This is a genomic window from Kribbella steppae (assembly GCF_004342025.1).
Taxonomy (GTDB): domain Bacteria; phylum Actinomycetota; class Actinomycetes; order Propionibacteriales; family Kribbellaceae; genus Kribbella; species Kribbella steppae.
Genome location: NZ_SLWN01000006.1, coordinates 390175 through 416341 on the forward strand (window position 1 = coordinate 390175; position 26167 = coordinate 416341).

Genomic DNA, 26167 nt, shown 5'->3' on the forward strand with positions numbered 1-26167 from the left:
CGGAAAGTATGTACCGTTTGGGTGGTGACGGTACTCAGCCCCCGCCCCGACCTGTGGACCCTCGACCCCGATGTCCTGCACCTGAACCATGGTTCGTACGGCGCTGTGCCGCGGCGGACCCAGGACCTGATGGCCGCCCTGCGCGCCGAAACCGACGCGAACCCGATGCTGTGGTTCCGCTCGGTCGCCGCCCGGCTGGCCGCGAGCCGCCTCGACCTGGCGTCGTACCTCCAGACCGACCCGGAAGGCTTCGCACTGGTGCCGAACGCCAGCGCCGGAGTCACTGCCGCGCTGGCGACTCTGCCGATCCCGGCGGGCAGCCGGATCGTGCTGACGAACCACGCGTACGGCGCGGTGCGCTACGCCGCCGAGCGGTTCGCCCGGGCGACCCAGGCCGAGGTGGTCGTGGTCGACGTACCGCTGGAGGCCGACGACGAGACCGTGGTGTCGCTGATCGCGGCCGCGCTGGATGAGGCGTCGATCCTGATCGTGGACCAGATCAGCTCGGCGACCGCGATGGTGTTCCCGATCGCGGCGCTGGTCGACGCCTGCCGGGATCGGGGTGTCGCGATCGTGGTGGACGGCGCCCACGCGCCCGGGCTGATCGACGCGCCGGCGGCCGACGGAGCCGACTTCTGGACCGGGAACTTCCACAAGTGGCCGGCCTCGCCGCGGGCGACGGCCGGTCTCGTGGTGGCGGAGAAATGGCGTACGGCGACGCTGCCGCTGATCGTGTCGTGGTCGGAGTACGACGAGCGGCTGCCGGAGCGGTTCGACATGCAGGGGACGTTCGACTACGTGCCCTGGATCGCGGCCCCCGAGTCACTGCGGGTGCTGGAAGAACTCGACTGGCCGGTACGCCGGTCGCAGTTGAGCGACCTCGTCGACGAGGGAGCCCGGGTGGTGGCGAAGGCGCTCGGGACCGGGATCGCCGAGGTAGTGCGCCCGGCGGCAACGATGCGGCTGGTGGAACTGCCGAGGTCCGTCGATCTGACGCACGTCGAGGCCTTCAAGATGAGGGTCTCCCGTGAGCAGAAGGCGGAGATCACCCTCACCGGTTTCGACGAGCGGATCTTCATCCGCCTGTCGGCCCACGCCTACAACAGTCTGGCCGACTACGAGTCGCTGGCGGAGCGGTTGCCGGCGTTGCTCTGAAGCTCGCTGAACGACCGCTCGCCGTGCACCGCCAGCTCGGCCAGTACGGCGGCCGGGTCGCCGGCCTCCACCAGGTCGAGCAGCTTGCGGTGCCGTGCGACATGCTCGTGGAGGTCTTCGTAGTAGTGCTCGCGGGCGTAGAGGTTGCGGGCCATGCAGAGGAGCAGTTGCTGCTGGGCTGACGCGTACGCCTCGAGGAGCCGTCGGTGTCCGGCCAATGCGACGAGTGCGGAGTGGAAGCGGTACCCGGCCTGGACCAGGCTGCCCCGGTCCTCGGCCGCGGCGCACTGCTCCATCTCGAGAAGCGCGTCCTGAGCGTCCTTGAAGCGTCCGGGATCCCGGACGGGAACGCCGAGCTCTATCGCGAGCCGTTCGAGTGCGGTGCGCAGCGTGAGGATCTCGAATACGTCCTGGTCGGTCAAGGTGGCGACCATCGAGCCGCGACGCGGCCGCGTGACGATGAGGCCCTCCTGCTCGAGGACGCGTAACGCCTCCCGCAGGGGAGGGCGGCTGATGCCGAGCTGCTCGGTCAGCCGGTCCTCGATCAGTCGCTCACCCTCGGCCAGCTCGCCGGCCAGGATCATCCGCCGGATCGCGTCGACCGCGAGCTGGACCAGGCTCGGCGACCGCAACTGCTGATCTGTCATGGCTTATTCTCACCCGCGATCTTGTCAGCGTCGATTATCTATTGTAGACAATAGTTCATAGACGGGAGAATCGGCGAACTGGAGGAGTCCGTGGCCGATGAGATCGAACGTTTGTCGCCGGTGGGCTTCGTCGGCCTCGGCAATCTGGGTCATCCGATGGCGCAAGCCCTGCACCGTGACGGCTGGCCACTCAAGGTCTACGACCGGGATCCCGGCCGGGCCGATGGGCTCGAGGCCGACGTCGTGGCCGGCCCCGGGGAACTGGCTGACTGCCGGGTGGTTGCTCTGGCCGTGCCAGACGACCAGGCGGTGGCTGAATGGGTGGACGAACTGACCCCGCTCCTGGCCCCGGACTCGGTCTTCCTGGTCCACAGCACGATCCTTCCGGGGACCGCGAAACGCCTTGCCCAGCAGGCGGAATCACAGGGACTCGCGCTCCTCGACGTACCTGTCAGTGGGGGAGCGGAGCGGGCGTTGACCGGCTCCCTGACTGTGATGGCCGGCGGCCGGGCCGACGTACTCGACCGAGCCCGGCCGGTGCTCGACTCGGTCGCGGAGACGGTCCTGCATGTGGGTCCGTCCGGAGCCGGTGCCGCGGTGAAGCTGGCGAATCAGTTGATGATGTTCGCCGCGCTCGCCGGTGCTCAGGAGGCGCTCGAGTTGGCGGCGGCGTACGACGTACCCGAGCAAACGGTGCTGGACGCGGTGTCGACGAGCACAGGCGAGTCGTGGATCACCCGGAACTGGGGCTTCTTCGACCGGGTCGCGGCGGCGTACGAGTCGGCCGGCACACCGGTGAGGGACCGGCCGTGGAGCAAGGACCTGTGGGACGTCGTCGCCGCTGCCCGCGACTGTGACGTGCAGGTCCCGGTGGCCGGCCTGCTCGCCCAGCACCTCGCGGAGAGGGTGGAGGCGCACGCGCGGAAGGGGGAGGTGTCGTGAAGGCCTCCCGCACCGGCCGCGAAGGCCTGACCGCCTACGTGTTCCTGAGCCCGTGGTTGATCGGGATCGTGCTGCTGACGCTCGGTCCGATGCTGTACTCCGCCTACCTCGCGTTCACCAGCTACGACCTGCTGAGCGCACCGCGCTGGATCGGTCTGGACAACTTCCGGCGGATGTTCACCGCGGATCCGCGCTACCTGTCGTCGGTCCGGGTGACCTTGGTGTACGTCCTGGTGTCCGTGCCGCTGCTGCTGATCGTGTCGATGGCACTGGCACTTCTGCTCAACAAGGGCATCCGGTTCCTGTCCGGCTACCGCGCGCTGTTCTACCTGCCGTCGCTGATGGGCGCGAGTGTCGCGATCGCCGTCCTGTGGCGGCAGATCTTCGGCGGCACCGGGTTGGTCAATCAGGTGCTCGGAGTGTTCGGGATCGAGCGCGGTAGCTGGGTCGGCAACCCGGGCACCGCGTTGTGGACGATCGTGACGCTGAACCTCTGGGCGTTCGGCGCGACGATGATCATTTTCCTCGCCGGGCTCCGGCAGGTGCCGGCCGAGCTGCACGAAGCGGCCGCGGTCGACGGCGCCGGCCCGATCCGCCGGTTCTTCAGCGTCACACTGCCGCTGATGACCCCGCTGATCTTCTTCAATCTGCTGCTGGACACGATCCACGCGTTCCAGGCGTTCACCGGCGCCTTCGTGGTCAGTCGCGGCTCGGGTGGTCCGGCCGACTCGACGTTGTTCTACACGCTCTACCTGTACCAGCAGGGATTCGCCGAGCTGAAGATGGGTTACGCCTCCGCCATGGCCTGGGCCCTGGTGATCGTGCTCGCCGCCTTCACCGGCTTCCTCTTCCTGACCGCGAAACGCTGGGTCTACTACGGAGACGAACGATGACGACCGTGTCGATCACCGCGCGCCCGCTGCTCGGCCGGCGACGTACCCGCAATCCGCTTGTCATCGGCATCGTCCGGCACACGGTGCTGATCGCCGTCCTGGTGGTGATGCTGTACCCGGTGGTGTGGATGGTGTCGGCATCGTTCCGTCCCACGGCCGAGGTGATGAACAGCCTCGGACTGCTGAGCCGGAACTACACGCTGGACAACTATCGCAACGGATGGAGTGCGGGGCAGCTCGACTTCTCCCGGTACTTCCTGAACTCGATCGCGATCACTGCCTTGTCGATCGCCGGGAACCTGTTCGCCTGCTCGCTCACCGCCTATGCGTTCGCCCGGCTGGAGTTCCCGCTCAAGCGGGTCCTGTTCGGCCTGCTGCTCGGCACCATGCTGCTCCCGTACCACGTCACGCTCGTGCCGCAGTACATCTTGTTCAACGAGCTGGCCTGGATGAACACCTACCTTCCGCTGGTGGTGCCGAAGTGGCTCGGCGCGGAGGCGTTCTTCATCTTCCTGATGGTCCAGTTCATCCGCACCCTGCCCCGTGAGCTGGACGACGCCGCCCGGATCGACGGTTGTGGGCACTGGCGGACGTTCAGCCGGATCATCATCCCGCTGTCGCTGCCCGCGATCGGCACCACCGCGCTGTTCACCTTCATCGCCAGCTGGAACGACTTCCTCGGACCGCTGCTCTACCTGAACCGCCCCGAGCTGTGGACCGTCTCGCTCGGTCTGAACTCCTTCCTGGACGTGACCGGGGAGTCGGCGTACGGCTCGCTGTTCGCCATGTCCACCCTCGCGCTGGCACCGATCGTCGGCTTCTTCCTGGTTGCCCAGAAGCTGCTGATCGAGGGCGTCGCGACCACCGGCCTCAAGTAATCCTGTGGAGATCCTGATGAGAACAAGAATCCGTACGACGGCCCTGGCCTGCGCAGCACTCCTGATGATTGCCGGATGCAACGGCACCTCGGTGACCGACGACAATGCCGGCGGCGGTGACGGCCAGGACGGCAAGGGCGAGGTCACCGGCAAGCTGCAGCTGACCTTCTGGGGTGGTGCGAACCGCGCCGCGAAGACGAACGCGGTCGCCGACATGTTCGTGAAGGCACACCCGGGCGTCACCATCGACCGGCAGAACGCGGACTTCGGCAACTACTTCAACAAGCTGAACATCCAGGCGTCGAGCAAGACGCTGCCCTGTGTGATGCAGCTGCAGGGCCGCCAGCTCAACGACTACACCAAGCGCAAGGTGCTGGTGCCGCTGGACCCGATGATCGAGTCCGGTGCGATCAAGGTCGACGACATCCCGAAGGAGGTCGTCGACACCGGGCGCGGCCCGGACGGCAAGCTCTACTTCCTGCCGTACGGCGCCGCGTACGACGCCGTCGGCGTGAACGAGACGCAGTCCCAGGCGGCCGGTGTCGGGCTACCGCCGGACGGCTACGACTGGGCGCAGTACACGGACTGGATGACCCGTGCCTCGGCCAAGCTGCCGAAGGGAACGTTCGCCGCCGGATCGCGCGGTGGGCTGCCGAACTTCTTCATCGCCTACCAACTGGCCAACGGCAAGCAGCTGTTCACCGATGACGGCAAGCTCGGCTTCACCAAGGAGTCACTGGTGGAGTACTGGACGATGTGGGAGAAGCTGCGCACAGCGGGCATCACCATGGGCGCCGACGCCCAGGCGGACGAGCCGGAAGGTGCCGAGCAAGGCTTCATCGCGCAGGGCAAGCTGCTCACAGACAGCATCCCCGGCAATGCGCTGACGCCCGCCTCCGGGACGCTGGCCACCAAGGGAGGCGGTCAGAAGCTCACGACGCTGCCAATGCCGTCAGGTCCGTCCGGTGGTGGGAACGCGATGTTCACCTCGGGCTTCGCGATCCCGACGAACTGCGACAACGTGCCGACGGCGGCTGCCTTCATCGACTTCTTCACCAACGACCTGGAGGCCGGCAAGGTGTTCAAGTCCGACAACGGCGCGGCCACCAACCAGAAAGTGCTGCAGGCCCAGCTCGACGATCCGCAACTGCCGGCCCTGAAGAAGCATGAGCTGGAGCTGTACAAGGAGATCGTGGCGAAGAAGCCGCCGACGATCCTCTACCCGCCGGGCTACCAGGCGACCTTCGAGTCGACCTTCACCCGTTCCTACGAGGAGATCGCGTTCGGCAAGAAGACGGTGCAGCAGGCGGCCGACTCGTTCTTCACCGAGGCGAACGCGGGGCTGGGCGGCTGATGACGGACACGGCGGGCGCGTTGGACGGACTGCGGGTGCTGGATCTCACCCAGGTGATGGCAGGCCCGTTCTGCACCATGCTGCTGGCCGACCTGGGCGCGGACGTGATCAAGATCGAGAACCCGAGCGCCGGGGACCAGACGCGACGATCCTGGGGGTACGCCGTCCACGGCGAGGACAGCCGCGCCTTCCTCGCGCTCAACCGGAACAAACGCAGCGTCTGCCTGGACCTGAAGCAGCCGGAGGACCTGGCCGCGTTCCTCCGGCTGGCCGAGACGGCCGACATCGTGGTGGAGAACTTCCGGCCCGGGGTGACGAAGCGACTCGGCGTCGATTACGACACCCTCGCCGCCCGCAACCCCCGGCTGATCTACGCCAGCGTCTCCGGCTTCGGGCAGACCGGACCGTACGCCGATCGCCCCGGCTACGACCTGATCGCGCAGGCCATGTCCGGCGTCATGAGCATCACCGGCACGCCGGACGGCACCCCGGTGAAGTGTGGCCTGCCGGTCGGCGACCTCGGAGCAGGGATGTTCTGTGCCCTCGGCATCGTCTCCGCGGTCCACGCCCGGTCGAGGACCGGTGAGGGGCAGTACGTCGAGACGTCGCTGTTCGAGGCGGCGCTGGCGATGTCGGTATGGGAGTCCACGGAGTACTGGGCGACCGGCAACGTCCCACAGCCGTTGGGCTCGGCCAACCGGATGTCAGCGCCGTACCAGGCGCTGCGAACCAAGGACGGGTACCTGACCCTGGGGGCGAACAACGAGCGCCTGTGGCAACGACTGTGCGCAGCACTGGAGGTCACCGGCTTGCTGACGGATCCGCGCTTCGTCACGAACACCGACCGGATGACACACCGCGACGAGTTGGCCGCCGAGCTGGAGGCGCGGCTGGCGACAGCGACAACGGACGAATGGGTCGCGTTGTTGCTCAATGCCGGAGTGCCGGCCGGACCGATCCGCGACTACCAGTACGTGCTGGACGAGGATCCGCATGTCCGGGCCCGCGGCATGGTGCAGGAGGTCGACCACCCGGTCGAGGGCCGGGTCCGGGTGCTCGGATCGCCGGTGCGGATGAGCGGGACACCGGCGCGGATCAGGCGACATCCACCGCTACTCGGCGAGCACACTGAGGAGGTCCTCGGCGAATGAGTTCGCTGGAGGTCGAACGTGACGGCCCGGTGCTGCGGGCGACGCTGTCCAACCCGGGTCGGCGGAACGCGATCACCTGGCCGATGTACGACGCCCTGGAGCAGATCGAGACCGCGGTCGCCGACGATCCGGGGATCCGCGTCGTGGTGATCCGGGGAGCCGGTGGCGAGGCGTTCGCGGCGGGCACCGACATCCGGCAGTTCACCGACTTCACCACCGGTGCGCAGGGCGTCGAGTACGAGCACCGGGTGGGGCGGGTGATCGCGTCCCTGTTGCGGATCCGGGTGCCGGTCGTCGCGGTGGTCGAAGGCCCCGCCGTCGGCGCGGGCCTGGCGATCGCGGCGTGCAGCGATCTCGTCGTCGCCACGCCGGACGCCGTGTTCGGCGCGCCGGTCGCGCGGACCCTGGGCAACACGTTGCCGCCCGCGGTCGTCGCCCGGCTGCACCAACGGCTGGGCAGCGGCCGGACGATGGCGATGCTACTCACCGCCCGGTTGCTCTCGGCAACAGAAGCGGCGAACGCAGGTTTCGTCGCGGACGTGGTCGAGCGGGACGCGCTGGACAAGCAGGTCGCAGAACTGCTGGACCGGATCTGCGCGAACGCGCCGCTCACCCTGGCCTCGCTGAAGGAGATCGAGCGGCGGGTGCTGCGCGACGGCGCCGCGGCCGAGGCTGACGACGTACTGGCATCGGTTTACGGGAGTCACGACTTCCGGGCCGGGGTGGCCGCGTTCCTCGAGCATCGGCCGGTCGAGTGGGAGGGGCGATGACGGTCATCGACGCTCACCACCATTTCTGGCGGGTGGATGCTCAGGACCAGCCGTGGCGGGACGAGCGGCACGGCGCCATCGCGCGCGACTACTCGCCGGACGACCTCGCCACCGAACTCGCCGCCGCCGGAGTGGATCAGACCGTTCTCGTGCAGTCCGTGGACGAGCCGGCGGAGAACGACCGACTGCGCGGGTATGCCGCCGAGGCGCCGTACGTCGGCGCGGTCGTCGGCTGGCTGCCGCTGGCGGACCCCGCTGCGGCCAGAGCGGAGTGGGAGCGCAGCGGCTCCGGCTTCAACGGCGTGCGTTGCCTGGTCGGCCGGGATCCGCTCGAGTGGTTGAACAAGCCGGACTCGGTCGAGTTGTTCACCGAGCTTGCCGCCGCAGGTGTGAGCTGGGACGTCGTACCCGTGACAGCTCAGCAGACCGATGCGGTCATCGCGCTCGCCACGGCGGTGCCGGAGTTGCGCATCGTGGTGGACCACCTCGGTCGGCCGCCGATCGACACCGGCGGCTGGGAGCCGTGGGGGAGTCAGCTCGGTCGGCTCGCCGAGTGCCCGCGCCTCGGGCTGAAGGTCTCACTCGGGATCGACCTGCTCACCACACTCCCCGCCTGGCCGCAGGACCTGGATCGCTATCTCACCTGGGCGGTGCAGTGCTTCGGCGCGAACCGCCTGATGCTCGCGAGCAACTGGCCTGTGGTGTTGCTCCGGGCGTCGTACGACGACGCGTGGTCGGCGTTGCGCTCGGCGGTCGAGCGAGCCGTGCCGTCCGGCGACGAACTCGCGGCGGTGCTCGGAGGCACCGCCGCTAACTACTACCGAACGAAGGGTCAGCCCTGATGACAGAAACTGCCAACCCGAACGATCTGTCCAGCCTGTACCAACACCTGCGCGTCGTGGACGTGGCCGACGCACTCGACGGCATCGGGTACTTCGACATCGGGTTGATGTCGCCCGACGTCCGGCCGTTGTGGCTCGGGATGAAGTTCTGGGGCCGGGCGGCCACCATCCGCGCCGTACCGTCGAACCGTCCGATGTGGAAGCTGGACAGCACCCAGGACATCGTCGAGGCGCACCGGATCTGGTTCGAGGAGACCGGCAATGTGAAGCTGCCGCCCGGCCTGGAGCCCGGTCACGTGGTGGTGATGGACGCCGGCGGCGGTAAGGAGGTCGGCTTCTGGGGCTCGGAGAACGGGATGGGCGCGGTCAAGTCCGGCGCGGCCGGCATCATCACCGACGGGTACTGCCGCGACACCGCTGAGATCGTCGCCCAGCGCACGCCGATCTGTTCGCGGGCCCGCGGCCGCACCATCATTCCGGGCCGGATCAAGGTGGTGGAGACCCAGACCACGATCTCCTGCGGCGGCACCCAGGTGAACCCCGGCGACATGGTCGGCTGCGACGACGACGGCGTGATCGTGGTTCCCGCGGAGGTCGCCGACGAGGTCGCGGTGCACGCCCGGGCGATCCTGCTGGCCGACATGCGCGCGCGTCGCAAGCACTACGAGGCGCTCGGCATCACGCCGGACAGCTCGGTCGACCACGAAGCAGTCGAGGAGTACTACGCCAGCGTCTGAGCCACCAGAACGCGGAGCCGTGAACACCTTCTGGGGTCCTGGCACAGGTTATTCCCTGTCCCAGGACCCCAGGGGGTGTTCGAGCCCCGCGGCCGCTCCCTCAGCCCTTGATCGCGCCCGAGGTCATACCGGCGACGATCTTGCGGTTGAAGAACAGGAACATGATCAGCGGCGGGATCGTGATCAGCAGGATGTTCATGAACAGCAGGTTGTACTGGGTGCTGAACTGACTCTGGAAGTTGTACAGCGTCAGCTGGACGGTTGCGTTCTGATCGCCGGGCAGGAAGTACAGCGGGTTCACGAAGTCGTTGAACACGGCGACGGACTGCACCACGATCACGGTGATGATGACGGATCTGAGCAGCGGGAAGATGACCCCGAAGAACAGCCGCAACGGCCCGGCGCCGTCGATGATCGCGGCCTCGTCGAGTTCCCGCGGGATGGTCGAGACGAACGCCCGGAACAACAGGATGCAGAACGACAACCCGAACGCGATCTCGATCAGGATCAGTCCCGGCATGGTCCGGAACAGCCCGAGCTGCTGCAGCACCCAGATCGTCGGTACGACGGCCGGCGGGATGATCAGCCCGGACAGCACCAGGAAGTTGATGAACGGGTTCCACCGGCTCTTGCGCCGTTGCAGCACGAACCCGGCCATCGCCGCCAGCACCACCATGCCGGCCACACTGGCCACGGTCAGGACCGTGCTGTTGATGAAGGCGATCACCAGCATGTAGTCGCGGGCCTTGACCACGTCGACGAAGTTCTGCACGATCTGGAACTGGCCCGGCCAGCCGAAGTCGAGGTCAGCGGACTGCTGCCGGTCCTTCACCGCGGTCAAGGCGATGAAGGCGAACGGGATGACGAACACCACGATCGACGACACGATCGCGACCGCGCTGAGCAGGTAGCTCCGGCCCGGCCGGTGGTTGACGAGTTCGGAGGTGCTCACATGTCCACCTCCTTACGGTTCAGGAACCACGACAGTGGCAGCACGATCAGCGTGACCACCAGGAAGAGGATCACGTTGCCGGCCGTCGACAGGCCGTAGAACCCGGCCTGGTACTGCTTGTAGATCACCGACGAGATCACGTCCGAGGTGAACCCGGGCCCGCCCCGCGTCATCGCCCAGATCAGCTCGAACGACCGCAGGCCGCCGATCAGGGACAAGATGATGACGGTGACGGTGGCCGGCCGCGACAGCGGCAGCACGATCCGCCAGAACGACTCCCACGCCCCGGCCCCGTCGACCCGCGCGGCCTCCATGTACTCCCGCGGGATCGACACGATCCCGGCGATGTAGATGAGGGTCGCCAGCCCGACGCCCTTCCACACGTCGACCAGGGCGATCGACATCAACGCCCAGGACGGGTCGGTCAGCCACCCCGGTCCGTCGATGCCGATCACGCCCAGGGCGCCGTTGATCAGCCCGCGTTCGGGGTTCATCAGCACCTGGAAGGTCAGACCGACACCGATGGTGCTGACCAGCACCGGGAAGAAGACGACCGACCGGAGATAGCCGCGGCCGACGATCCGCGACGTCAGCAGTACGGCGAGCAGCAGCCCGAGCACCACCTTCGACCCCGACGTCACCACCGCGAAGATCAACGTGTTGGTGAAGCCTTTGACAAGGGCGGGCTCCTGGAAGAACATGACGAAGTTGTCGAACCCGATGAAGTTCGAGTCGAACAGCGTCCACCTGGTCAGGCTGTAGTAGAAGGACGCGAACGTCGGGATCAGGAACAGCACGGCGTAGATCACCGCGGTGGGCAGATAGAACCAGTACGAGTACGGCGTGAAGGACTTCCTCCTGGCCGCGGGTGCGGCCCGGTTCGCTTCGCTGCGCGCGTGGGGCTTGACCGAGGTGGTGGTCATGGGGCCTCCCGGCATGGCATCGATACGGTCATCGACCTCACCAACCCGCCAGTCCGAGTTGCTGCGCCTGCTTCTTCACATCCTCGTCGTACCGCGCCGCGCCGTCCTTGCCCTTGCGGATCCCGGATCCGACCTCGACGGTGATCTGCTCCAGCGAGGGGCCCTTCACCGGCGACACGAACTCCAGCGCCAGGCTTGACCCGCCGTCCTTGTCGAGGTACGGCTGCATGTCCTTGATCGACTGCGGTACGTCGGCCGGCAGCTCGCAGCCCTTGACGGCGTACGGGCCGGTCGGGACACCCGCGGTGGCCAGGGACTTGCAGCCGTCGGGGCTGGCCACGAACGCGAGGAACTTCTTCGACGCCTCCAGCTTGTCGTCCTTCGTGGTGTTCGGGATGTAGATACCGCCCGGCGTCCACACGGTCAGACCGTTCTTGCTCGCGTCGTCACCAGGCAGTGCGAACAGACCGACGTCCTTGGCGGCGTTCGGGTTGGTGGCGACCATGTCGTTGACCACACCGGACAGGATCGGGTAGTGCGCACCCTTGCCGGTGGCAAGCATCTTGAGACCGTCGGGCAGCTTCGCCGAGGCGAAGTCCTTGTTCTGGTAGCCGAGGTCGTGCACCTGCTGGGTGTGCTCGAACCCCTTCACCGCGGCCGGCGACGACGCGTACTTCGCCTGGTTCTTGGTGTACTTGTCGGCGAAGTCCGGCTCACTGGCCGCCACGTTGTGAAAGTCGCCGAGGACGAACAGCTGCGAGGTCCAGGTCTCACCGTAGGTCTGGATCACCGGCGCGACCCCGCCGCCCTCGGCCTTGATCTTGGCGTTGTTGGCCATGAACTCGGCCCAGGTCGTCGGCACCTTCAGCCCGAGCTTGGTGTAGACCGGGATGCTGTAGAGCACCGCACCGCCCATGAACCCGCCCGACGGCACCCCGTAGATCTTGTCGCCGGACTTCACCGTCCGGGTGAAGTTCTCGTCCAGGTCGCCGATGTAGGGCTCGTCGGTGATCGCGACGAGGTTCTTGTCCGGCGCGATCGCCTGGAACAGCGACCCGGTGTTGTACCCGAACACGTCCGACATGTCGCCGGTCGACAACCGGGTCTTGACGATGTTGTCACCCTCGGATCCGGCCGGCCGGGTCTCGATCTTGATGGTGATGTTCGGGTTCTTGGCGGTGAAGTCCTTGCTCAGTTGCTGGGCCTCCTTGAGGTCCTGCTCCTGGTTGCCGATCAAGTAGGTGATCTCGACCGAGCTGCCACCCGCATCGTCACTGGAACCGAGACTGCCCGCGCTGCACGCGGTCAAGGCGAGTGAGCCGACCGCGAGGACGGCCAGTCCTCTCGTACCTGGGCGGAACGTCATCATGACCTCCAAGGGATGTTTCTTCAGGGCATCTGCATCGGGGCGGGGGTCGGTAGGGTCGGGGTCAGTTGGTGTCGAGCACGGCGTCGAGCTTGGCCTGCAGGGCTTCGGCGCTGGGCGAGAAGCCTCGCGGGCTGATCGCCTCGACCAGTTGGCCGGCGGGTTGGTCGAGGTACCGCTCGAGCCGCGCCGCGAGCTCGGCGTCGTCGGTGACGATCTCCGTTTCCTTGGCGGCGGCAACGATCGTGTTCCAGCTCGGTTCGTGATCCATCAGTTGCCGGATGCTCGCACCTGCGGGCAGGGCCGGGGTCTCCGCGGCGGGGTCGGCTGCGGTCCACTCGTGGGTACCGTGACCGACCTCGACCGGCGCGCTTTCACTCGGTACGTCGACCTGCGCTCGCGAACCCACCGGCACGGTGACGCTGAGCCGGACCTGTCCGCCCGACCGCGTCCACGACACCGCCGCCTCGCCGTACGGGGTGAGGTGCTTGGCCGACGCGCTGGTGAGATGCGAGGTGTAGAGCGGGCGGACGACGATCGTGCGGTAGCCGGGGTCGCCCGCGGCCAGGCCCGCGACGCGACGGTGCATCCAGTCGGCGACGGCACCGAGGGCGTAGTGGTTGAAGGACGTCATCTGGCCGGGGTTGATGCTGCCGTCGGGCAGCATGCTGTCCCAGCGTTCCCAGACAGTCGTCGCGCCCATGGTCACTGCGTACAGCCAAGAGGGGCAGCCTGTCTCTAGCAGGAGGCGATAAGCCAGGGCTGGATGTCCGGAATCGGCCAGTGCGTCCGCCATCAGCGGCGTACCGACGAATCCGGTGCTGATCCGGAAGCCGGCCGTCCGGACCAGATCGGCGAGGCGGTCGGCGGCGCGCTTGCGCTGCGCCTCGGTCGGCAGCAGGGCCCACTGCAGGGCGAGGGCGTAGTTCGTTGCCGCGTCGCTCAGTACGCGGCCGCCCTCAGTGGTGTACTCGGCCGCGAACGCCTGCCGGACCCGTGCGGCCAGGTCGGCGTACTCGCGCGCCAGGTCGGCGTCGCCGACGACCTCGGCGGCCTTGGCGACGACCTCGGCCGAGCGGGCCAGGTGCGCGGTGGCGAGGACGTCCGGGTCGGCCTTCGCGCGGAACGGGTTGTCCGGCGGCGCGGTCGGGTCGAGCCAGTCGCCGAACTGGAAGCCGCCGGACCACAGCAGATTGTCGCCGGCCAGCTCGGCCATCTTGTCCACCCAGGCGCGCATGCTCGGCAGCTGCCGAGCGAGCAGGGCGGCGTCACCGGTGCGCTCGTAGATCACCCACGGAACGATCGTTGCCGCGTCACCCCATGCTGCCGTGGCCGGCCCGGTGTGCTTGAGCACGTCCGGTACGACGAACGGCACCGAGCCGTCCTTCTGCTGCTCGGCCGCCAGGTCGGCCAGCCAGTTGGTGAGGAACCCGGCCGTGTCGAACAGGAAGCTGGCGGTGGGGGAGAAGACCTGGATGTCACCGGTCCACCCGAGCCGCTCGTCGCGCTGCGGGCAGTCGGTCGGTACGTCGACGAAGTTGCCCCGCATACCCCACACGACGTTCTCGTGGAAGCGGTTGAGCAGCTCGTGCGACGACTCGAACCAACCGGACCGGCGCAGGTCCGACCCGATGACGACGGCTTCGAGATCCGCGAGCTGGAGATCGTTGACACCGGTCACCTCGGCGTACCGGAAGCCGTGGAAGGTGAGCGGCGAGTCGAGCGTGACCTCGTCGGGTCCGGCGAGCACGTAGGAGTCGGTCGCCTTGGCGGTGCGCAGCGGACGAACGCCGAGCTCGCCGTTCTCGAGCACCTCGGCGTGACGCAGGACGACCTCGTCGCCCTCGGCGCCGCCGCGGACCTTCAGCCGGATCCGGCCGACGACGTTCTGGCCGAAATCGACCAGGGTCTTGCCGGACGGCGAGGTGCTGATCTCGACGGCGGGCACGACGTCGGTGATACGCACCGGCGGTCCGTCGGGCGCGACGAGCAGGCTCAGGTCCGCGTCGAGTACGTCGACCGGCGTGGCTTCGCCGGGGGTCCGCCGCAGGTCCGTGCGCTGGCCGTCGTACAGGTCGTCGGCGGTGATCGCGCTCTCGCGTGAGGTCCAGGTGTCGTCGCTGGCGAAGGTGTGGACCTGGCCGTCGGCGGTGGTGACTTCGAGCTGGGCGAGGACGGCGACGCGGTCGCCGTACAGGGAGTTCTTGCCGTGGAAGCCGAGCCGGCCGCGGTACCAGCCGTTGCCGACCAGGAACTCGAGCCGGTTCTCGCCGGACCGGACCAGACCGGTCACGTCGTACGTCTGGTAGCGAAGCCGCTGCTGGTACGCCGTCCAGCCCGGCGCGAGCTCGTCGTCGCCGACTCGCTCGCCGTTGAGTTCCGGCAGGTAGACACCGTGCGCCGTGGCGTAGAGGCGGGCCTTCACGATGTCGGCGGGCAGTTCGCCAGCTCCGGCAACCAGGGGAGCGGGGGAGCCGTAGGCGTTGTCGCGCGGGCTCACGAAGCGTGCGGTCCAGTCGTCGACGCTGAGCAGACCAGCCTCGACGACCGCCGGCTCACTCCACTCGCTCCAGTCCTCGTTGCCGCGGACGCGGACGCGGACGGAGGCCGATTCGCGTGACTTCAGCGGGTCGCCCGGCCACGGCACGAGGATCTGGTCGGGGGACTGGACCGTGTACACCTGAGCCGTGCCCGTGCTGATCTCGACCTCGTACGCCGCCTGCGTGTACCCGGCGTCAGCGGTCGGGATCTGCCACGACAGCCGGGGCGTCGCGGTGCCGATGCCCAGCACGGGCCCGGCGTCGGTGCGGTGCTCGAAGCGGAGAGAGGTGGGTGCGGCGAGGTTCGACATGTGACTCCAACCGGCGAGTGAAACGATTCATTAGGTGATCTGACAAAGCGGCTCGGTCTGTTACGGATTGATGGCGAGGACGTTTCGCCTGTCCCCCGATCCTGAAGCCGCCAATCGTCAGGGGCTAGCCCGATGTGCACTCGTGGTAGCACAAAATGCACCTCGGCCCTATCGTGAAGCATGGCCGAGGAGCCGGTGACACATACCGGGACGCTGCTGCACTTCGTCGAGGGCACGCTGGTGCACGCGGGTCCGCACGTGCACGAGAACAGCCATCCGCTGCACACCCACAGCTTCTTCGAGATCGCCCTCATCACCGGCGGCGAGGGCGTCCATCACAGTCTGGCCGGCCGGCAGCAACTCGAGCCCGGCGACCTGATCCTGCTCCGGCCGGGCGTCTGGCATCAGTACGACGAGTGCCGCGGGCTGCAGGTCTACAACTGCTGCTTCTCGGCCGACCTGGTGCAGCGTGAGCTGGCGTGGACGCGCGAGGATCCCCTACTGGGTTATCTGCTGTGGACCGGACCGTTTTCGGCGCAGCGGCGCGGCATGCTCACTGCCCACCTCGAGCCGGGAACGATGAAGGAAGGTCTCCAGCATCTCGAAGAGCTCAGGCGGCTGCGCAACCAGTCCTTGAGTCGGCATCGCGGGGACGTCGTCGGCTGGCTGTCGTTGTATCTGAGTTGCCTGGCGCGGACCGTCGCCGAACATGGCGATCGCGGTGAGCAGACGCATCCCGCCGTACTGGATGCGATGCGGATGATGGAGGCGGACCCGGCGCGGCAGTGGATGCTGACCGATCTGGCCCACGCGCTGCATCTGGCGCCGGGGTATCTGGTCCGGCTGTTCAAGTCGGCGACCGGGTTGCCGCCGATGGCGTATCTGTCCCGGCATCGGGTGGAGCTCGCGGCCGACCAGTTGCTGCACACGGACCTGCCGATCAACCGGATCGGCGAGTCGGTGGGGTGGCCGGACCAGAACTACTTCGCCCGGCGGTTCAAGTCGCACTACGGGCTGAGCGCGTCGGCCTATCGGCAACGTTTCAACGCTCGGAAGCTCAGTCCTTCCGCGCGCTGATCAGCAGTTCCAGGCCGTCGAGGATGCGGTCGAGACCGAACTCCAGGCCCTGGTTCTGGTTGAGCGCGGCGGTCTGCATCGCCGCGGTCAGGCTGGGGAACCGGGACGCCTCGGTGCTGAGGATCTCGGCCAGGGCCTGACCGATGTCTTCCTCGGTCAGGCCGGTGGTGGATCCCGGCAGCGTCATGGCCTGCTGGGCGATGTTCCGGACGTGGCTGGTGAGGACGAGGATCGAGTCGAGTTGTTCGCCGCCGTTCAGGCCGGAGTCGCTCAGTTTCTCGACCCCACGCTCCATCCACGCGAGTTCGTTCGGGCCGAGCAGGCGGCGGCCGATGGTGGACTGCAGTAGCCAGGGGTGTTCGGTGAAGGTCGCGTAGAGGTCGAGCGCCCAGGTCTTCAGCGCCTCGCGCCACGGGAGATCGTCGTGGTCAGGTGGTGCGCCGACGGCCAGATCGCTCATCACGGCGACCAGCTCGGTCTTGCCCGGGACGTAGCGGTAGAGCGCCATCTTGGTGACCGGCAGGTCGTCGGCGACCCGCTGCATCGAGACCGCGTCCAGACCTTCCGCGTCGGCGATCCGGATCGCGGCCTCGGCGATACCGGCCAGCGTGACGGCCGGCTTCGGGCCACGGCTCGGCTGCTGCTGCCGGCCCCAGAGCAGTTCTGTCATGACGTCCCTTCCGCATGAGCTTGAACTGTGTCTACCATACACACTACTGTGTCCGACGGACACAATTAGCTCTGGAGGCGACGATGAAGGTTCTGGTGTCGGGGGCGAGCGTGGCCGGTCCGGCGGTGGCGCACTGGCTCGGGCGGTACGGGTACGACGTGACGGTGGTCGAGATCCAACCGGCGCTCCGCGAGGGCGGCTACGCGGTGGACTTCCGCGGACCGGTGAATCGGGAAGTCCTGTCCCGGATGGGCGTGCTCGAGGACCTGAAGGCTCGGCAGACGGGTGGCAGCCCGATGCGGTTCGTAGACTCGGCCGGCCGGCAGTTGATGCGGTTGCCTGGTGAGTTCGCCGGGGGAGAGCTGGAGGTCCTGCGATCGGATCTGTCCCGGGTTTTGTACGAGCACTCCTGCGACCAGGCGTCGTACCGGTTCGGGGACTCGATCGCGAGTCTGACCGAGCATGCGGGTGGGGTCGACGTGTCGTTCGAGAGCGGGATCGAGGAGACGTACGACCTGGTGATCGGGGCGGACGGGCTGCACTCCATGGTGCGGCGGTTGGCGTTCGGGCCGGAGAAGGACTACGTGCGCCATCTCGGCTACTACATCGCCGGCTGGGACGCGCCGAACACGCTCGGGATCTCCGGCGATGCGCTGATGTACAACGTGCCTGGGCGGCTGGTGAGTGTGGGAGCCGACCGGCGCGACCCGGCGATGGCGGGGACGATGGTCCTGTTCAAGTCGCCGGAGTTGGCTTACGACCGGCGGGATGACGAGCAGCAGAAGGCGATCATCGCGGCACGGTTCTCAGATCTGGGGTGGCACGTCCCGCAGTTGCTCGAAGGGTTGCCAGCGGCAACGGAGTTGTACTTCGACTCGATCAGCCGCGTCGACGTGGACCGCTGGTCGACCGGGCGGGTCGTGCTCCTCGGCGACGCCGGGTACGGCGCCACCGTCGGCGGCATGGGCACGAGTACCGCGGTCGTCGCGGCGTACATCCTGGCCGGGGAGCTGGCCACGTCGGGCGATGATTACCGGGCGGCGTTCGAGCGTTACGAGGCGCAGTTGCGCAAGCCGGTGTCGAAGACGCAGAGCGGCGGCAACCGGACCGGGAAGTTCCTTGCCCCGGGCACCCGTTTCGGCATCGCCGCGCGGAACCGGGTGCTCTCGCAACCGTTCTTCCTGCACCAGATGCTCAAGCTGGGGGAGAAGGTGAGCAATCTGGTTGTGCTGAACAACTACTTAGCCGAGCAGCGGCAGCCTGTGCAGGAATGACTCCCAGGAGTCAGGGAACCATCCGGGTACGCCGAGCACGGCGAGGTACAGCCAGATCGCGACGAGCACGCAGAGGAAGAGAGCGACCGTGCCGAGCACTTTCAGCCAGGCCGGCTGTTTGCCGGTCCAGGCGGTGAGCTCCTGGACCCAGTCCTTCACCTTGTAGAGCACCCGCTGGGCCCACTCGAACTCGCTTGCCAGCACGGCGAGACCCGCGATGAACAAGGGAATGCCGCCAGGGCCGGGCAGCCACCCGGTCAACGGCGCGGCAATGATCAATATCCCGCCCACCACACCCACACCGACCCGATAGATCAGATGCTTCTTCGGATCCGCCCGTATCCGCCGCCGCCACTCCCACCGGTCGTCCTGAGCGTCCAGTGTGATGTTGTGATCAGTGCGGTCGGGACCACCCCTCTTCTCGGCCACGCCCCAAGAGTACGTGCTCGTTCAGGCAATCCCACGTCCCGCGCCGTAACGAAATGACGGCAGGCAACGGGTTTCGGGAACCCGCCGCCTGCCGCCTCTCGAACAGGTGGTTCAGAAGTTGATCATGTGGCCTTCGAGGCCGTGGAAGGCTTCCTGCAGCGCCTCGCTCAGGGTCGGGTGGGCGTGCACGTTGCGGGCCAGCTCCTTGGTGGTCAGATCCCACTTCTGCGCCAGGGTCAGCTCGGGCAGCAACTCGGTGACCTCGGGGCCGATCAGGTGCGCGCCGAGGAGCTCGCCGTACTTGGCGTCGCTGATCACCTTGACGAAGCCGGTCGGGTCGCCGAGGCCGTGCGCCTTGCCGTTCGCGGTGAAGGGGAACTTCGCGACCTTGACGTCGTACCCCTTCTCCTTGGCCTGCTCCTCGGTGTAGCCGAAGCTGGCCACCTGCGGCTGGCAGAAGGTCGCCCGCGGGATCATCACGTGGTCGAGCTCCATCGTCTCGACGCCGGCGATGGTCTCGGCCGCGATCACGCCCTGTGCCTCGGCCGCGTGCGCGAGCATCAGCTTCGCGTTCACGTCGCCGATGGCGAAGATGTTCGGCACGTTGGTGCGCAGGAAGCCGTCGGCCTCGATCGCGCCGCGCTCGGTCAGCTTGACGCCGATCTTGTCCAGGCCGTAGCCGTCGACGCGGGGCTGGAAGCCGATCGCCTGCAGCACCTTGTCGGCCTCCAGCGTCTGCTGGTTGCCGTCCTTGCCGGTGACGGTGACCTTCACCGTGTCGCCGGAGTCGTCGATCGCGTCGACCCGGGTGGAGGTGAGCACGTCGACGCCGAGCTTCTTGTAGGCCTTGGCCAGCTCCTTGGACACCTCGGCGTCCTCGAGCGGCACCATCCGGTCCAGGAACTCGACGATGGTGACCTTCACGCCGTAGTTGGTCAGTACGTAGGCGAACTCGACGCCGATCGCGCCGGCACCGGCGATGATGATCGAGCCCGGCAGTTCCTCGGTGAGGATCTGCTCCTCATACGTCACCACGCGCTCGCTCAGCTGGGTGCCCGGCAGCAGCTTGGTGGTCGCGCCGGTGGCGATGATGCAGTTGTCGAACGTGACCGTCACAGAGTTCTCAGCCGAGCCGTCTCCGTTGAGAGTGACGTCGAGGGTGTTGGCGTCGGTGAACGAGCCCCAGCCGTCGAACTCGGTGATGTTGTTCTTCTTCATCAGGAAGTGGACGCCCTTGACCCGGCCGTCGGCGACCTTCCGGCTGCGCTGCACCGCGGTCGAGAAGTCGAAGCTGACCTCGCCGCTGATCCCGAACGTCTTCGCGTCGGCGCGGAAGATGTGCGCCAGTTCGGCGTTGCGCAGCAGCGCCTTGGACGGGATACAGCCCACGTTCAGGCAGACACCGCCCCAGTACTTCTTCTCGATGATGGCGGTCTTCAGCCCGAGCTGGGCGGCGCGGATCGCCGCGACGTACCCACCCGGACCTGCGCCGAGGACAACAACGTCAAAGTGCGAGGCCATGAAGTGAACTTTAGTGGGTCGCACCAGCGATCCGGACCAGTGGTACGACGCTTGGCCGCGAGCGTGACCGGGGTCACCGAACAGCCGGTCCCGCGGTCACGGACAGGCGATCTCCACCACGCTGAGGTCACGGTCCGTGACGTGGGGTTTCGTCAGGACCGTTCGCAGCCTACGCTGGGGCACGCGCGGGGGCCGTCACCTCCTGCGCTCGCGTGAGGCGATCGAGGATGGGGACCTGATGGGCGTGGGGAGCCGTCGAGGGCTGCGGTTCGCAGCACTCGGCACAGTGCTGGCGGTGTTCGCGCTGCCCGCCTACGCCGACGATCCCACCCCACCGCCGCCGGCTTCCGTGACGGACGTGAACAAGACGCTGGAACAGCTCCAGGCCGAGGCGGCCGCCGTACAGGCCGATTTCGCGAAGGCGACGATCACCTACACGAACGCGCTGAAGGCCGCGCAGACCGCCGAAGCGGCGGCGAAGAAGGCGGAGACCGCGGCGGCGGCGTCGAAGGGTAAGGCCGACGCGGAGCGCAAGCGGCTCGGGTTGCTGACCGTGCAGGCGTACCAAACCGGCATCCCGACCGTGATGGGCGCCGAGTCGATGCTCTGGTCGCTGGCCCCGATCGCGGAGAGCCTGCAGGAGATCGCGGACCGGCAGACCGCCATCCAGCAGCTCGGCAGCACGCAGGTCTCGCAGTACCAGACCGCGATGAGCGCCGAGAACGCGGCCGGCAAGGCGAAGTCGGAGGCCACGACCAAGCGTGCCGCGGCGAACGAAGCCGCGGGTAAGGCCAAGCAGCTCAGCGCAGAAGTGCAACAGAAGGCAGCCGACGCGGCGCTGATGATGGAGAGCCAGGTCGCCGACCTCGACGGCGCGTCCGCAGTCTCCAAGCAGCTGCAGCTCGCTCGCAACCAGCAGGCGCTGGCGCGCTGGCAGACGTACCTCACCGAGCTCGCGACCGCCAAGGTCAAGCCGCCGGCGGCCGCCGTACTGAAGAACCCGGCGAAGCTCCCCACCGGGCTGCTGCCGTTCATCGACGCGGGTGCGCCCGTCGCCGGTGCGGCTTCCGTGGCCCAGGGCGGTCGGACGATCCGGGTCCTGTCGGCGGAGACGATCCGGGCGGTGAACCAGGCGTTCAGTCTGCTCGGGAAGCCGTACGGCGTCGCCGCGACCGGCCCGGACAGCTACGGCTGTCTTGGTGCGGCCCGAGTCGCGTGGCAGCCGTACACCACGCTCCCGAACCTGGTCGGCAAGGTCTACCCGAACTACCAGGCGGTGCGGCCCTCCCAGATCCAGCCCGGCGATCTGCTCCTGATGGGCAGCAAGTCGCTCGGCCTGTTCCACATCGGCGTCGCCCTCGACAGCGGCGAGATGATCGCCGCGGACGAGGCCAAGGGCTCGGTCGTCGTCACCAGGGTCCCGGACAATCTGTACGCCGCCCTTCGCCCGACGCTCGGCAAGCCGGTCAGGGCCCAGGTCGCGCCGGTGGCAACGTCGGACGCCTATGCGTTCCGGTGTGGCAACACGGCGACGTCGTACAACGTCGGGACCGGTTCCTGGATGTGGCCGTTGGCCGAGGGCACCTACGAGATCGGTACGTCGTTCGGGCAGGCCGGCGCGATGTGGGCGACCGGGGTCCACACCGGCCAGGACTTCCCGGCCGCCGTCGGTACGCCGGTTCGCGCGGTGACATCCGGAGTCGTCCGGGTCGAGCATCCGGCCTGGGCAGGGAACCTGGTGCGCATCGACCACGGCAACGGGTTGGAGACGCTGTACGGGCACCTGAGCTCGGTCGACGTAGCTGACGGCGCGCAGGTCACCGCTGGGCAGCGCATCGGGGCAGTCGGCACCGAGGGGAACTCGACCGGTCCGCACCTGCACTTCGAGGTCCGCCTCGGCGGCGACGCGGTGAACCCGATGCCGTTCCTTGCGACCGGTAGCGCGACTGTGGGCTGGGGCGGTTACAGCAACGGCATGATCCCGGCAAGCAAGCTCTGCGCGCTCGGGTCCGGCCACAGGCTCCGCTGCGACGCGGCGGCTGCCTATCTGCAGTTGGCGCGTGCCTACCGTGCCCAGTTCGGCAAGACGCTGTGCATCACCGACTCGTACCGCTCCTACTCGGCCCAGGTCAGCCTGTACGCCCGCAAGCCGTCCCTCGCTGCGCTGCCCGGTACGTCCAACCACGGGTGGGGCGTGGCCGTGGACATGTGCGGCGGCGTGGATCGCTTCGGCACCGCGCAGTACCAGTGGATGAAGGCCCACGCTGCCCAGTTCGGCTGGGTCCACCCGTCCTGGGCCGACCAGGGCGGCTCCCGCGAAGAGCCCTGGCACTGGGAGTTCGGCAAGCCTGCGGTCTCCTGACAGCAGACGGCGGAACCGCTCGGCGTGCTCGTTCGTGGCAACAGCATGGAATCCACGTACGACGATGTAGCCGCCGACTACGACGAGTGGGTCGGAGCCGGCTCAGCCCTGGACGATGCCACCTTCACCGAGTTGACCGGGGAGGTGACCGGCCAGGAGATCTGTGTGGTCGCGTGCGGCCAGGGTCGTGAGGCCCGCTACCTCTCCAAGCAGGGCGCAGTCGTCACCGGTGTCGACCTGTCCGAGAAGCTGATCGAGAAGGCCCGGCTGCACGAGGAAGCCGAACCCCTCGGCATCACCTATCGGCACGGGGATGCGCACACGCTGGAAGGGCTCGCCGACGACTCGTTCGACGGGGTTGTCTGCCACATGGCGTTGATGGACATCCCGAACCTGGACGAGGCCGTGCACTCCATGGCCCGCGTCGTGAAGCCCGGAGGCTGGTTCGTGCTGTCGATCACGCATCCCTGCTTCAAGACGCCCGCCACCGGCGAGATCGTCGACCACGTCGACAAGAGCGTCCGGCGTACGGTCGGCAAGTACTACGCCGAGGGCTACTGGGACGGTCCCGGCATCCATCGGAACGCGCTGCCGGTCGGCGCCTACCACCGCACGCTCAGCACCTACGTGAACACCTTGGCCGACGCCGGCTTCGTCATCGACCGCCTCCGCGAGCCACAACACGACACCCCGGTCTGGCGCGAGGTCCCGCAGTTGCTCTACGTCCGCGGCCGGCTTTCGTAGAGGAACTTCGCAGCGAGGGTGGCGGTGAGGAGCAGGAGTACGGCGCTGACCGTGACCGAGACGTGGAAGCCGGTGGTGAAGGCGTCGCGGGCGGCGGGGGAGGCGAGGGCTTCGCGGGTCACGTCGGCGTCGTGGCCGAGCTCGTTGCGGTAGACGGCGGTGATCAGACTGCCGAGCAGCGCGATGCCCAACGCGCCGCCGAGCTGGGGTGCCGTCGAGGAGATTGCCGCCGCACCACCGGCACGCTCCGCGGGAGCAGCGCCGATCATGAGGTTGGTGGCCAGCGCCATGGTCGGGGCGAGACCGGCGGAGATGATGATCGAGCCGGTGACCAGGAGACCGAGCGGGCCGACCTGGGTCAGCGCGAGGAAGCCGGCCACGGCCAGCACCAGGCCGCCGGCGATCACCCGGCCGGAACTGAACCGTTGCGCGAGGCGTGGCGCGAGCAGTGAGCCCGCGATGGTGCCGGCGGCCGAAGGTGCGGTCCACAGACCCGCCTCGAGCGGGTCCAGGCCGTGTGCGAGTTGGAGGTACTGGGCGATCGCGTAGTTGACACCCCACAGCACGAAGATGGCCAGCGCCAGCGCGATCGCCGAGGCGCTGAACGCACGACTGGCGAAGAGCTTGAGATCGACCATCGGGTCGGCCAGCCGCCGCTGCCGGTGGACGAAGACGACGCCGAGCACCAGCCCGGCTGCGATCACCCCGACCCACCGCCAGGCGAACCCGTCCGCGGCGATGTGCTTCAGGCCGTAGACCACCGGCAGGATCGCCGCCATCGACAGCACCGCACTCACCGGATCGAGCCGCTTGCTCCCCGGGGCGCGGTACTCAGGCAGCAGCCGCGGCCCGGCGATCAGCAACGCCGCCATCACTGGTACGCCGACCAGGAACACCGAGCCCCACCAGAAGTTGTCCAGCAACCAGCCTCCGACCAGCGGACCGATCGCCGTACCGCCGGACACGCTCGCGACGACGATGCCGATCGCGATACCGCGTTGCCTGGTGTCCTTGAACATCCACGCGACCAGCGCGACCACCGACGGCATCAGCGTCGATCCGGCGATGCCCATCAGCGCCCGGGTGCCGATCAGCATCGCGGGATTGACCGAGTACGCCGCCAGCACCGAAGCCACGCCGTACAAGGCCGCACCGCCCAGCAGCAACCGCCGTCGCCCGATCCGGTCGCCGAGCGCGCCCATCGTAACCAGCGATCCGGCCAGCAGGAACGCGTAGATGTCCACGATCCACAGCAGTTCGGAGCCACTCGGCCGCAGGTCGGCGGCGATCGACGGCAACGCCAGATGCGTCACCGTCAGCTCGAGCGAGGCCAGCAACGCGGGCAGGGCGAGCACCGCGAGCCCGACCCAATCCCGACGGCCCGCCCGGGAAATCTCATCCTTGGTTGAGGTCACGCGGGCAAGTCTGGAACCTCAACTTAAGTTGAGGTCAACTACCGTTCGGCGATGTCGCCGAGGACCGGTTTGACGTCGACCACCGGAGTCTCGTCGAGGGCTTCGAGATGATCGACCTGCAGGCGCAGGTCAGCGGACCCGATGATGGTGACGCGATGCAGACCGAGCGGATTGGGCCGGTCGGGGGAGCGGGTGCTGAACACTCCGGTCTCGGGCCGGGTCCGGTCGCCGCGGGGATGAACCGTGAGCACGTCGCGGTCGGCACGATCGAACCAGGTGATGACCAGGATCTCATCGCCCACGGCGAGGTCGCGCAGCGCGTCGCGGACCGATTCGTCGAACGCCAGCCAGGCGCTGGGAGCACCCTCGTCGGGTTGGCGCGGGGCTTCGTCGCGAGTCCTCAGCACAGACTCCACCCGGCCGATCGGCCGGACCACGAACTGGCGCGTCATCAGGCGGGGAACCGGTAGAAGGTCTGCAAGGGCTCGCCAGGGGTGTGGACATGCAGGGCGCAGCCGGGGTAAGCGGCGGTGTCGACAACGCCGCCGGCGGGGAACGGGGGTTCGAAGGGGAGCGGGACGGTTGAACGGATGCCCGGGGCCCCGAGGACGGGGTGGCCGGCGAAGGTGGTGACGATGGCGTTGTGAACGTGCCCGGTGAGCAATGCCGTGATCGGCTTGCCGGTCAGGACGGCCTCGAAGGCCTCCCTGGATCGCAGCATCCACTGGTCCATCACCGGGTGATGCAGGTCCAGCGGCGGGTGGTGGAAGGCCACGAACAGCGGCCCGTCGAAGGTCTCACCCAGGACGCCGTCCAGCCAGGTCAGGGAATCCGCGGACAGCAAGCCGTGATCCTCGCCCGGCACAGTGCTGTCGACGAGCACGAAGCGCGCTCCGCCGACGTCGCGCACCTGGTGGACCGGATGGCCCTCGCCCGCTGAGTCGACGTACGAGGTCATTCCGGCTCGCAGCGGTGCGCTCACGTCGTGGTTGCCCGGCAGCATCAGGACCGGCACGTCCGACTCCAGTTCGGCCGCGAGTTCGGCGTACTCCGCATCCAGGCCGTGGTCGGCCAGGTCGCCGGTGACCAGGATGACGTCCACCGGTCGGCTGAAGTCGCGCAGGTACGCCGTGATCCGTCGCAGCCGGGAGCGCGCCTCCTCCGAGCCGTCGAGATGCGGGTCACTGAGGTGCGCGATCACGTACATGTCTGCA

24 protein-coding genes are annotated in these 26167 nt (G+C 67.9%); 13 read left to right on the forward strand and 11 right to left on the reverse strand.

Translation table 11 applies throughout. From position 1 onward, the window contains the following. Positions 1-24 precede the first annotated feature (24 nt). Positions 25-1155 (forward strand): aminotransferase class V-fold PLP-dependent enzyme, encoded by a 1131-nt coding sequence (locus EV652_RS19500; protein WP_242001862.1) that lies wholly within the window; start codon positions 25-27, stop codon positions 1153-1155. Here the strand turns inward: EV652_RS19500 and EV652_RS19505 are convergent. Continuing rightward, positions 1116-1802, reverse strand: a complete 687-nt coding sequence (locus tag EV652_RS19505; protein ID WP_132210579.1) for a GntR family transcriptional regulator — start codon at positions 1800-1802, stop codon at positions 1116-1118. The two genes, EV652_RS19500 and EV652_RS19505, sit on opposite strands and share 40 nt — an antisense overlap. 90 nt (positions 1803-1892) lie before the next feature. Between EV652_RS19505 and EV652_RS19510 the strand changes: the two genes are divergently transcribed. From EV652_RS19510 to EV652_RS19545, 8 genes are read left to right on the forward strand one after another with little or no spacing between them, the layout of a single operon-like run. Further along, positions 1893-2744 (forward strand): NAD(P)-dependent oxidoreductase, encoded by an 852-nt coding sequence (locus EV652_RS19510; RefSeq protein ID WP_132210580.1) that lies wholly within the window; start codon positions 1893-1895, stop codon positions 2742-2744. Further along, on the forward strand, positions 2741-3637 hold the full coding sequence (locus EV652_RS19515) for a carbohydrate ABC transporter permease (RefSeq protein ID WP_132210581.1): 897 nt from the start codon (positions 2741-2743) through the stop codon (positions 3635-3637). Before EV652_RS19510 ends, EV652_RS19515 begins: the two co-directional genes overlap by 4 nt. Further along, a complete protein-coding gene (locus EV652_RS19520; RefSeq protein ID WP_132210582.1) occupies positions 3634-4515 on the forward strand; it encodes a carbohydrate ABC transporter permease in 882 nt (293 codons plus the stop codon). The genes EV652_RS19515 and EV652_RS19520 overlap by 4 nt, the downstream gene beginning before the upstream one ends. A 16-nt stretch (positions 4516-4531) precedes the next feature. Next, positions 4532-5869: an ABC transporter substrate-binding protein gene (locus EV652_RS19525; RefSeq protein ID WP_132210583.1), complete on the forward strand. Its 1338-nt coding sequence runs from the start codon at positions 4532-4534 to the stop codon at positions 5867-5869. Then, positions 5869-7020, forward strand: coding sequence for a CaiB/BaiF CoA transferase family protein (locus EV652_RS19530; protein ID WP_132210584.1), 1152 nt, complete (start codon positions 5869-5871; stop codon positions 7018-7020). The genes EV652_RS19525 and EV652_RS19530 overlap by 1 nt, the downstream gene beginning before the upstream one ends. Continuing rightward, positions 7017-7790 (forward strand): enoyl-CoA hydratase, encoded by a 774-nt coding sequence (locus EV652_RS19535; protein WP_132210585.1) that lies wholly within the window; start codon positions 7017-7019, stop codon positions 7788-7790. The genes EV652_RS19530 and EV652_RS19535 overlap by 4 nt, the downstream gene beginning before the upstream one ends. Continuing rightward, positions 7787-8632 carry an amidohydrolase family protein gene (locus EV652_RS19540; protein WP_132210586.1) on the forward strand — a complete coding sequence of 282 codons (846 nt, stop codon included), beginning with the start codon at positions 7787-7789 and terminating at the stop codon, positions 8630-8632. The genes EV652_RS19535 and EV652_RS19540 overlap by 4 nt, the downstream gene beginning before the upstream one ends. Next, positions 8632-9369 (forward strand): RraA family protein, encoded by a 738-nt coding sequence (locus tag EV652_RS19545; RefSeq protein ID WP_132210587.1) that lies wholly within the window; start codon positions 8632-8634, stop codon positions 9367-9369. Before EV652_RS19540 ends, EV652_RS19545 begins: the two co-directional genes overlap by 1 nt. 100 nt (positions 9370-9469) lie before the next feature. On the opposite strand, the gene EV652_RS19550 is transcribed toward EV652_RS19545, so the two are convergent. The 4 genes from EV652_RS19550 to EV652_RS19565 all read right to left on the reverse strand — a co-directional run bounded on the left by EV652_RS19550 (position 9470) and on the right by EV652_RS19565 (position 15461). Continuing rightward, complete coding sequence (locus EV652_RS19550) at positions 9470-10321, reverse strand: carbohydrate ABC transporter permease (RefSeq protein WP_132210588.1); 852 nt, start codon at positions 10319-10321, stop codon at positions 9470-9472. Then, complete coding sequence (locus tag EV652_RS19555; protein WP_132210589.1) at positions 10318-11244, reverse strand: carbohydrate ABC transporter permease; 927 nt, start codon at positions 11242-11244, stop codon at positions 10318-10320. The genes EV652_RS19550 and EV652_RS19555 overlap by 4 nt, the downstream gene beginning before the upstream one ends. Positions 11245-11281: 37 nt before the next feature. Continuing rightward, positions 11282-12610, reverse strand: coding sequence for an ABC transporter substrate-binding protein (locus EV652_RS19560; protein WP_132210781.1), 1329 nt, complete (start codon positions 12608-12610; stop codon positions 11282-11284). A gap of 64 nt (positions 12611-12674) precedes the next feature. Beyond that, the gene (locus EV652_RS19565) at positions 12675-15461 is read right to left on the reverse strand and encodes an alpha-L-rhamnosidase (RefSeq protein WP_132210590.1); all 2787 of its coding nucleotides are present in this window, start codon (positions 15459-15461) and stop codon (positions 12675-12677) included. A 180-nt stretch (positions 15462-15641) separates the two neighbouring features. Between EV652_RS19565 and EV652_RS19570 the strand changes: the two genes are divergently transcribed. After that, positions 15642-16538, forward strand: coding sequence for an AraC family transcriptional regulator (locus EV652_RS19570; RefSeq protein WP_132210591.1), 897 nt, complete (start codon positions 15642-15644; stop codon positions 16536-16538). On the opposite strand, the gene EV652_RS19575 is transcribed toward EV652_RS19570, so the two are convergent. Then, positions 16519-17208, reverse strand: coding sequence for a TetR/AcrR family transcriptional regulator (locus tag EV652_RS19575; RefSeq protein WP_132210592.1), 690 nt, complete (start codon positions 17206-17208; stop codon positions 16519-16521). The two genes, EV652_RS19570 and EV652_RS19575, sit on opposite strands and share 20 nt — an antisense overlap. Positions 17209-17291: 83 nt before the next feature. On the opposite strand from EV652_RS19575, the gene EV652_RS19580 reads away from it, so the two are divergent. Beyond that, positions 17292-18482, forward strand: a complete 1191-nt coding sequence (locus EV652_RS19580) for an FAD-dependent monooxygenase (RefSeq protein ID WP_132210593.1) — start codon at positions 17292-17294, stop codon at positions 18480-18482. On the opposite strand, the gene EV652_RS19585 is transcribed toward EV652_RS19580, so the two are convergent. Together EV652_RS19585 and lpdA are read right to left on the reverse strand one after the other, a co-directional pair. Continuing rightward, a complete protein-coding gene (locus EV652_RS19585; protein WP_132210594.1) occupies positions 18450-18911 on the reverse strand; it encodes a PGPGW domain-containing protein in 462 nt (153 codons plus the stop codon). The genes EV652_RS19580 and EV652_RS19585 overlap by 33 nt on opposite strands. Before the next feature lie 111 nt (positions 18912-19022). Continuing rightward, positions 19023-20432 carry a dihydrolipoyl dehydrogenase gene (gene lpdA, locus EV652_RS19590; protein ID WP_132210595.1) on the reverse strand — a complete coding sequence of 470 codons (1410 nt, stop codon included), beginning with the start codon at positions 20430-20432 and terminating at the stop codon, positions 19023-19025. A 238-nt stretch (positions 20433-20670) separates the two neighbouring features. On the opposite strand from lpdA, the gene EV652_RS19595 reads away from it, so the two are divergent. Then, a complete protein-coding gene (locus tag EV652_RS19595) occupies positions 20671-22794 on the forward strand; it encodes a peptidoglycan DD-metalloendopeptidase family protein (RefSeq protein ID WP_132210596.1) in 2124 nt (707 codons plus the stop codon). A gap of 45 nt (positions 22795-22839) precedes the next feature. After that, entirely contained in the window at positions 22840-23538 is a 699-nt protein-coding gene (locus EV652_RS19600) for a class I SAM-dependent methyltransferase (protein WP_132210597.1), read from the forward strand. On the opposite strand, the gene EV652_RS19605 is transcribed toward EV652_RS19600, so the two are convergent. From EV652_RS19605 to EV652_RS19615, 3 genes are read right to left on the reverse strand one after another with little or no spacing between them, the layout of a single operon-like run. Continuing rightward, the gene (locus tag EV652_RS19605) at positions 23514-24953 is read right to left on the reverse strand and encodes an MFS transporter (protein ID WP_132210598.1); all 1440 of its coding nucleotides are present in this window, start codon (positions 24951-24953) and stop codon (positions 23514-23516) included. The two genes, EV652_RS19600 and EV652_RS19605, sit on opposite strands and share 25 nt — an antisense overlap. Positions 24954-24991: 38 nt before the next feature. After that, positions 24992-25405: a tRNA (N6-threonylcarbamoyladenosine(37)-N6)-methyltransferase TrmO gene (tsaA, locus tag EV652_RS19610; protein WP_132210599.1), complete on the reverse strand. Its 414-nt coding sequence runs from the start codon at positions 25403-25405 to the stop codon at positions 24992-24994. Next, the gene (locus EV652_RS19615) at positions 25405-26160 is read right to left on the reverse strand and encodes a metallophosphoesterase (protein ID WP_132210600.1); all 756 of its coding nucleotides are present in this window, start codon (positions 26158-26160) and stop codon (positions 25405-25407) included. Before EV652_RS19615 ends, tsaA begins: the two co-directional genes overlap by 1 nt. Between the last annotated feature and the right edge of the window lie 7 nt (positions 26161-26167).

Bases quoted from the DNA above. Each gene is read 5' to 3' on its own strand.
- EV652_RS19505 (WP_132210579.1), bottom strand. From the start codon at position 1,802: ATGACAGATCAGCAGTTGCGGTCGCCGAGCCTGGTCCAGCTCGCGGTC.
- EV652_RS19570 (WP_132210591.1), top strand. From the start codon at position 15,642: ATGGCCGAGGAGCCGGTGACACATACCGGGACGCTGCTGCACTTCGTC.
- EV652_RS19540 (WP_132210586.1), top strand. From the start codon at position 7,787: ATGACGGTCATCGACGCTCACCACCATTTCTGGCGGGTGGATGCTCAG.
- tsaA (WP_132210599.1), bottom strand. From the start codon at position 25,405: ATGACGCGCCAGTTCGTGGTCCGGCCGATCGGCCGGGTGGAGTCTGTG.
- EV652_RS19615 (WP_132210600.1), bottom strand. From the start codon at position 26,160: ATGTACGTGATCGCGCACCTCAGTGACCCGCATCTCGACGGCTCGGAG.
- EV652_RS19560 (WP_132210781.1), bottom strand. From the start codon at position 12,610: ATGACGTTCCGCCCAGGTACGAGAGGACTGGCCGTCCTCGCGGTCGGC.
- lpdA (WP_132210595.1), bottom strand. From the start codon at position 20,432: ATGGCCTCGCACTTTGACGTTGTTGTCCTCGGCGCAGGTCCGGGTGGG.
- EV652_RS19600 (WP_132210597.1), top strand. From the start codon at position 22,840: ATGGAATCCACGTACGACGATGTAGCCGCCGACTACGACGAGTGGGTC.
- EV652_RS19525 (WP_132210583.1), top strand. From the start codon at position 4,532: ATGAGAACAAGAATCCGTACGACGGCCCTGGCCTGCGCAGCACTCCTG.
- EV652_RS19535 (WP_132210585.1), top strand. From the start codon at position 7,017: ATGAGTTCGCTGGAGGTCGAACGTGACGGCCCGGTGCTGCGGGCGACG.
- EV652_RS19595 (WP_132210596.1), top strand. From the start codon at position 20,671: ATGGGCGTGGGGAGCCGTCGAGGGCTGCGGTTCGCAGCACTCGGCACA.
- EV652_RS19530 (WP_132210584.1), top strand. From the start codon at position 5,869: ATGACGGACACGGCGGGCGCGTTGGACGGACTGCGGGTGCTGGATCTC.
- EV652_RS19555 (WP_132210589.1), bottom strand. From the start codon at position 11,244: ATGACCACCACCTCGGTCAAGCCCCACGCGCGCAGCGAAGCGAACCGG.
- EV652_RS19575 (WP_132210592.1), bottom strand. From the start codon at position 17,208: ATGACAGAACTGCTCTGGGGCCGGCAGCAGCAGCCGAGCCGTGGCCCG.
- EV652_RS19545 (WP_132210587.1), top strand. From the start codon at position 8,632: ATGACAGAAACTGCCAACCCGAACGATCTGTCCAGCCTGTACCAACAC.
- EV652_RS19520 (WP_132210582.1), top strand. From the start codon at position 3,634: ATGACGACCGTGTCGATCACCGCGCGCCCGCTGCTCGGCCGGCGACGT.
- EV652_RS19580 (WP_132210593.1), top strand. From the start codon at position 17,292: ATGAAGGTTCTGGTGTCGGGGGCGAGCGTGGCCGGTCCGGCGGTGGCG.
- EV652_RS19565 (WP_132210590.1), bottom strand. From the start codon at position 15,461: ATGTCGAACCTCGCCGCACCCACCTCTCTCCGCTTCGAGCACCGCACC.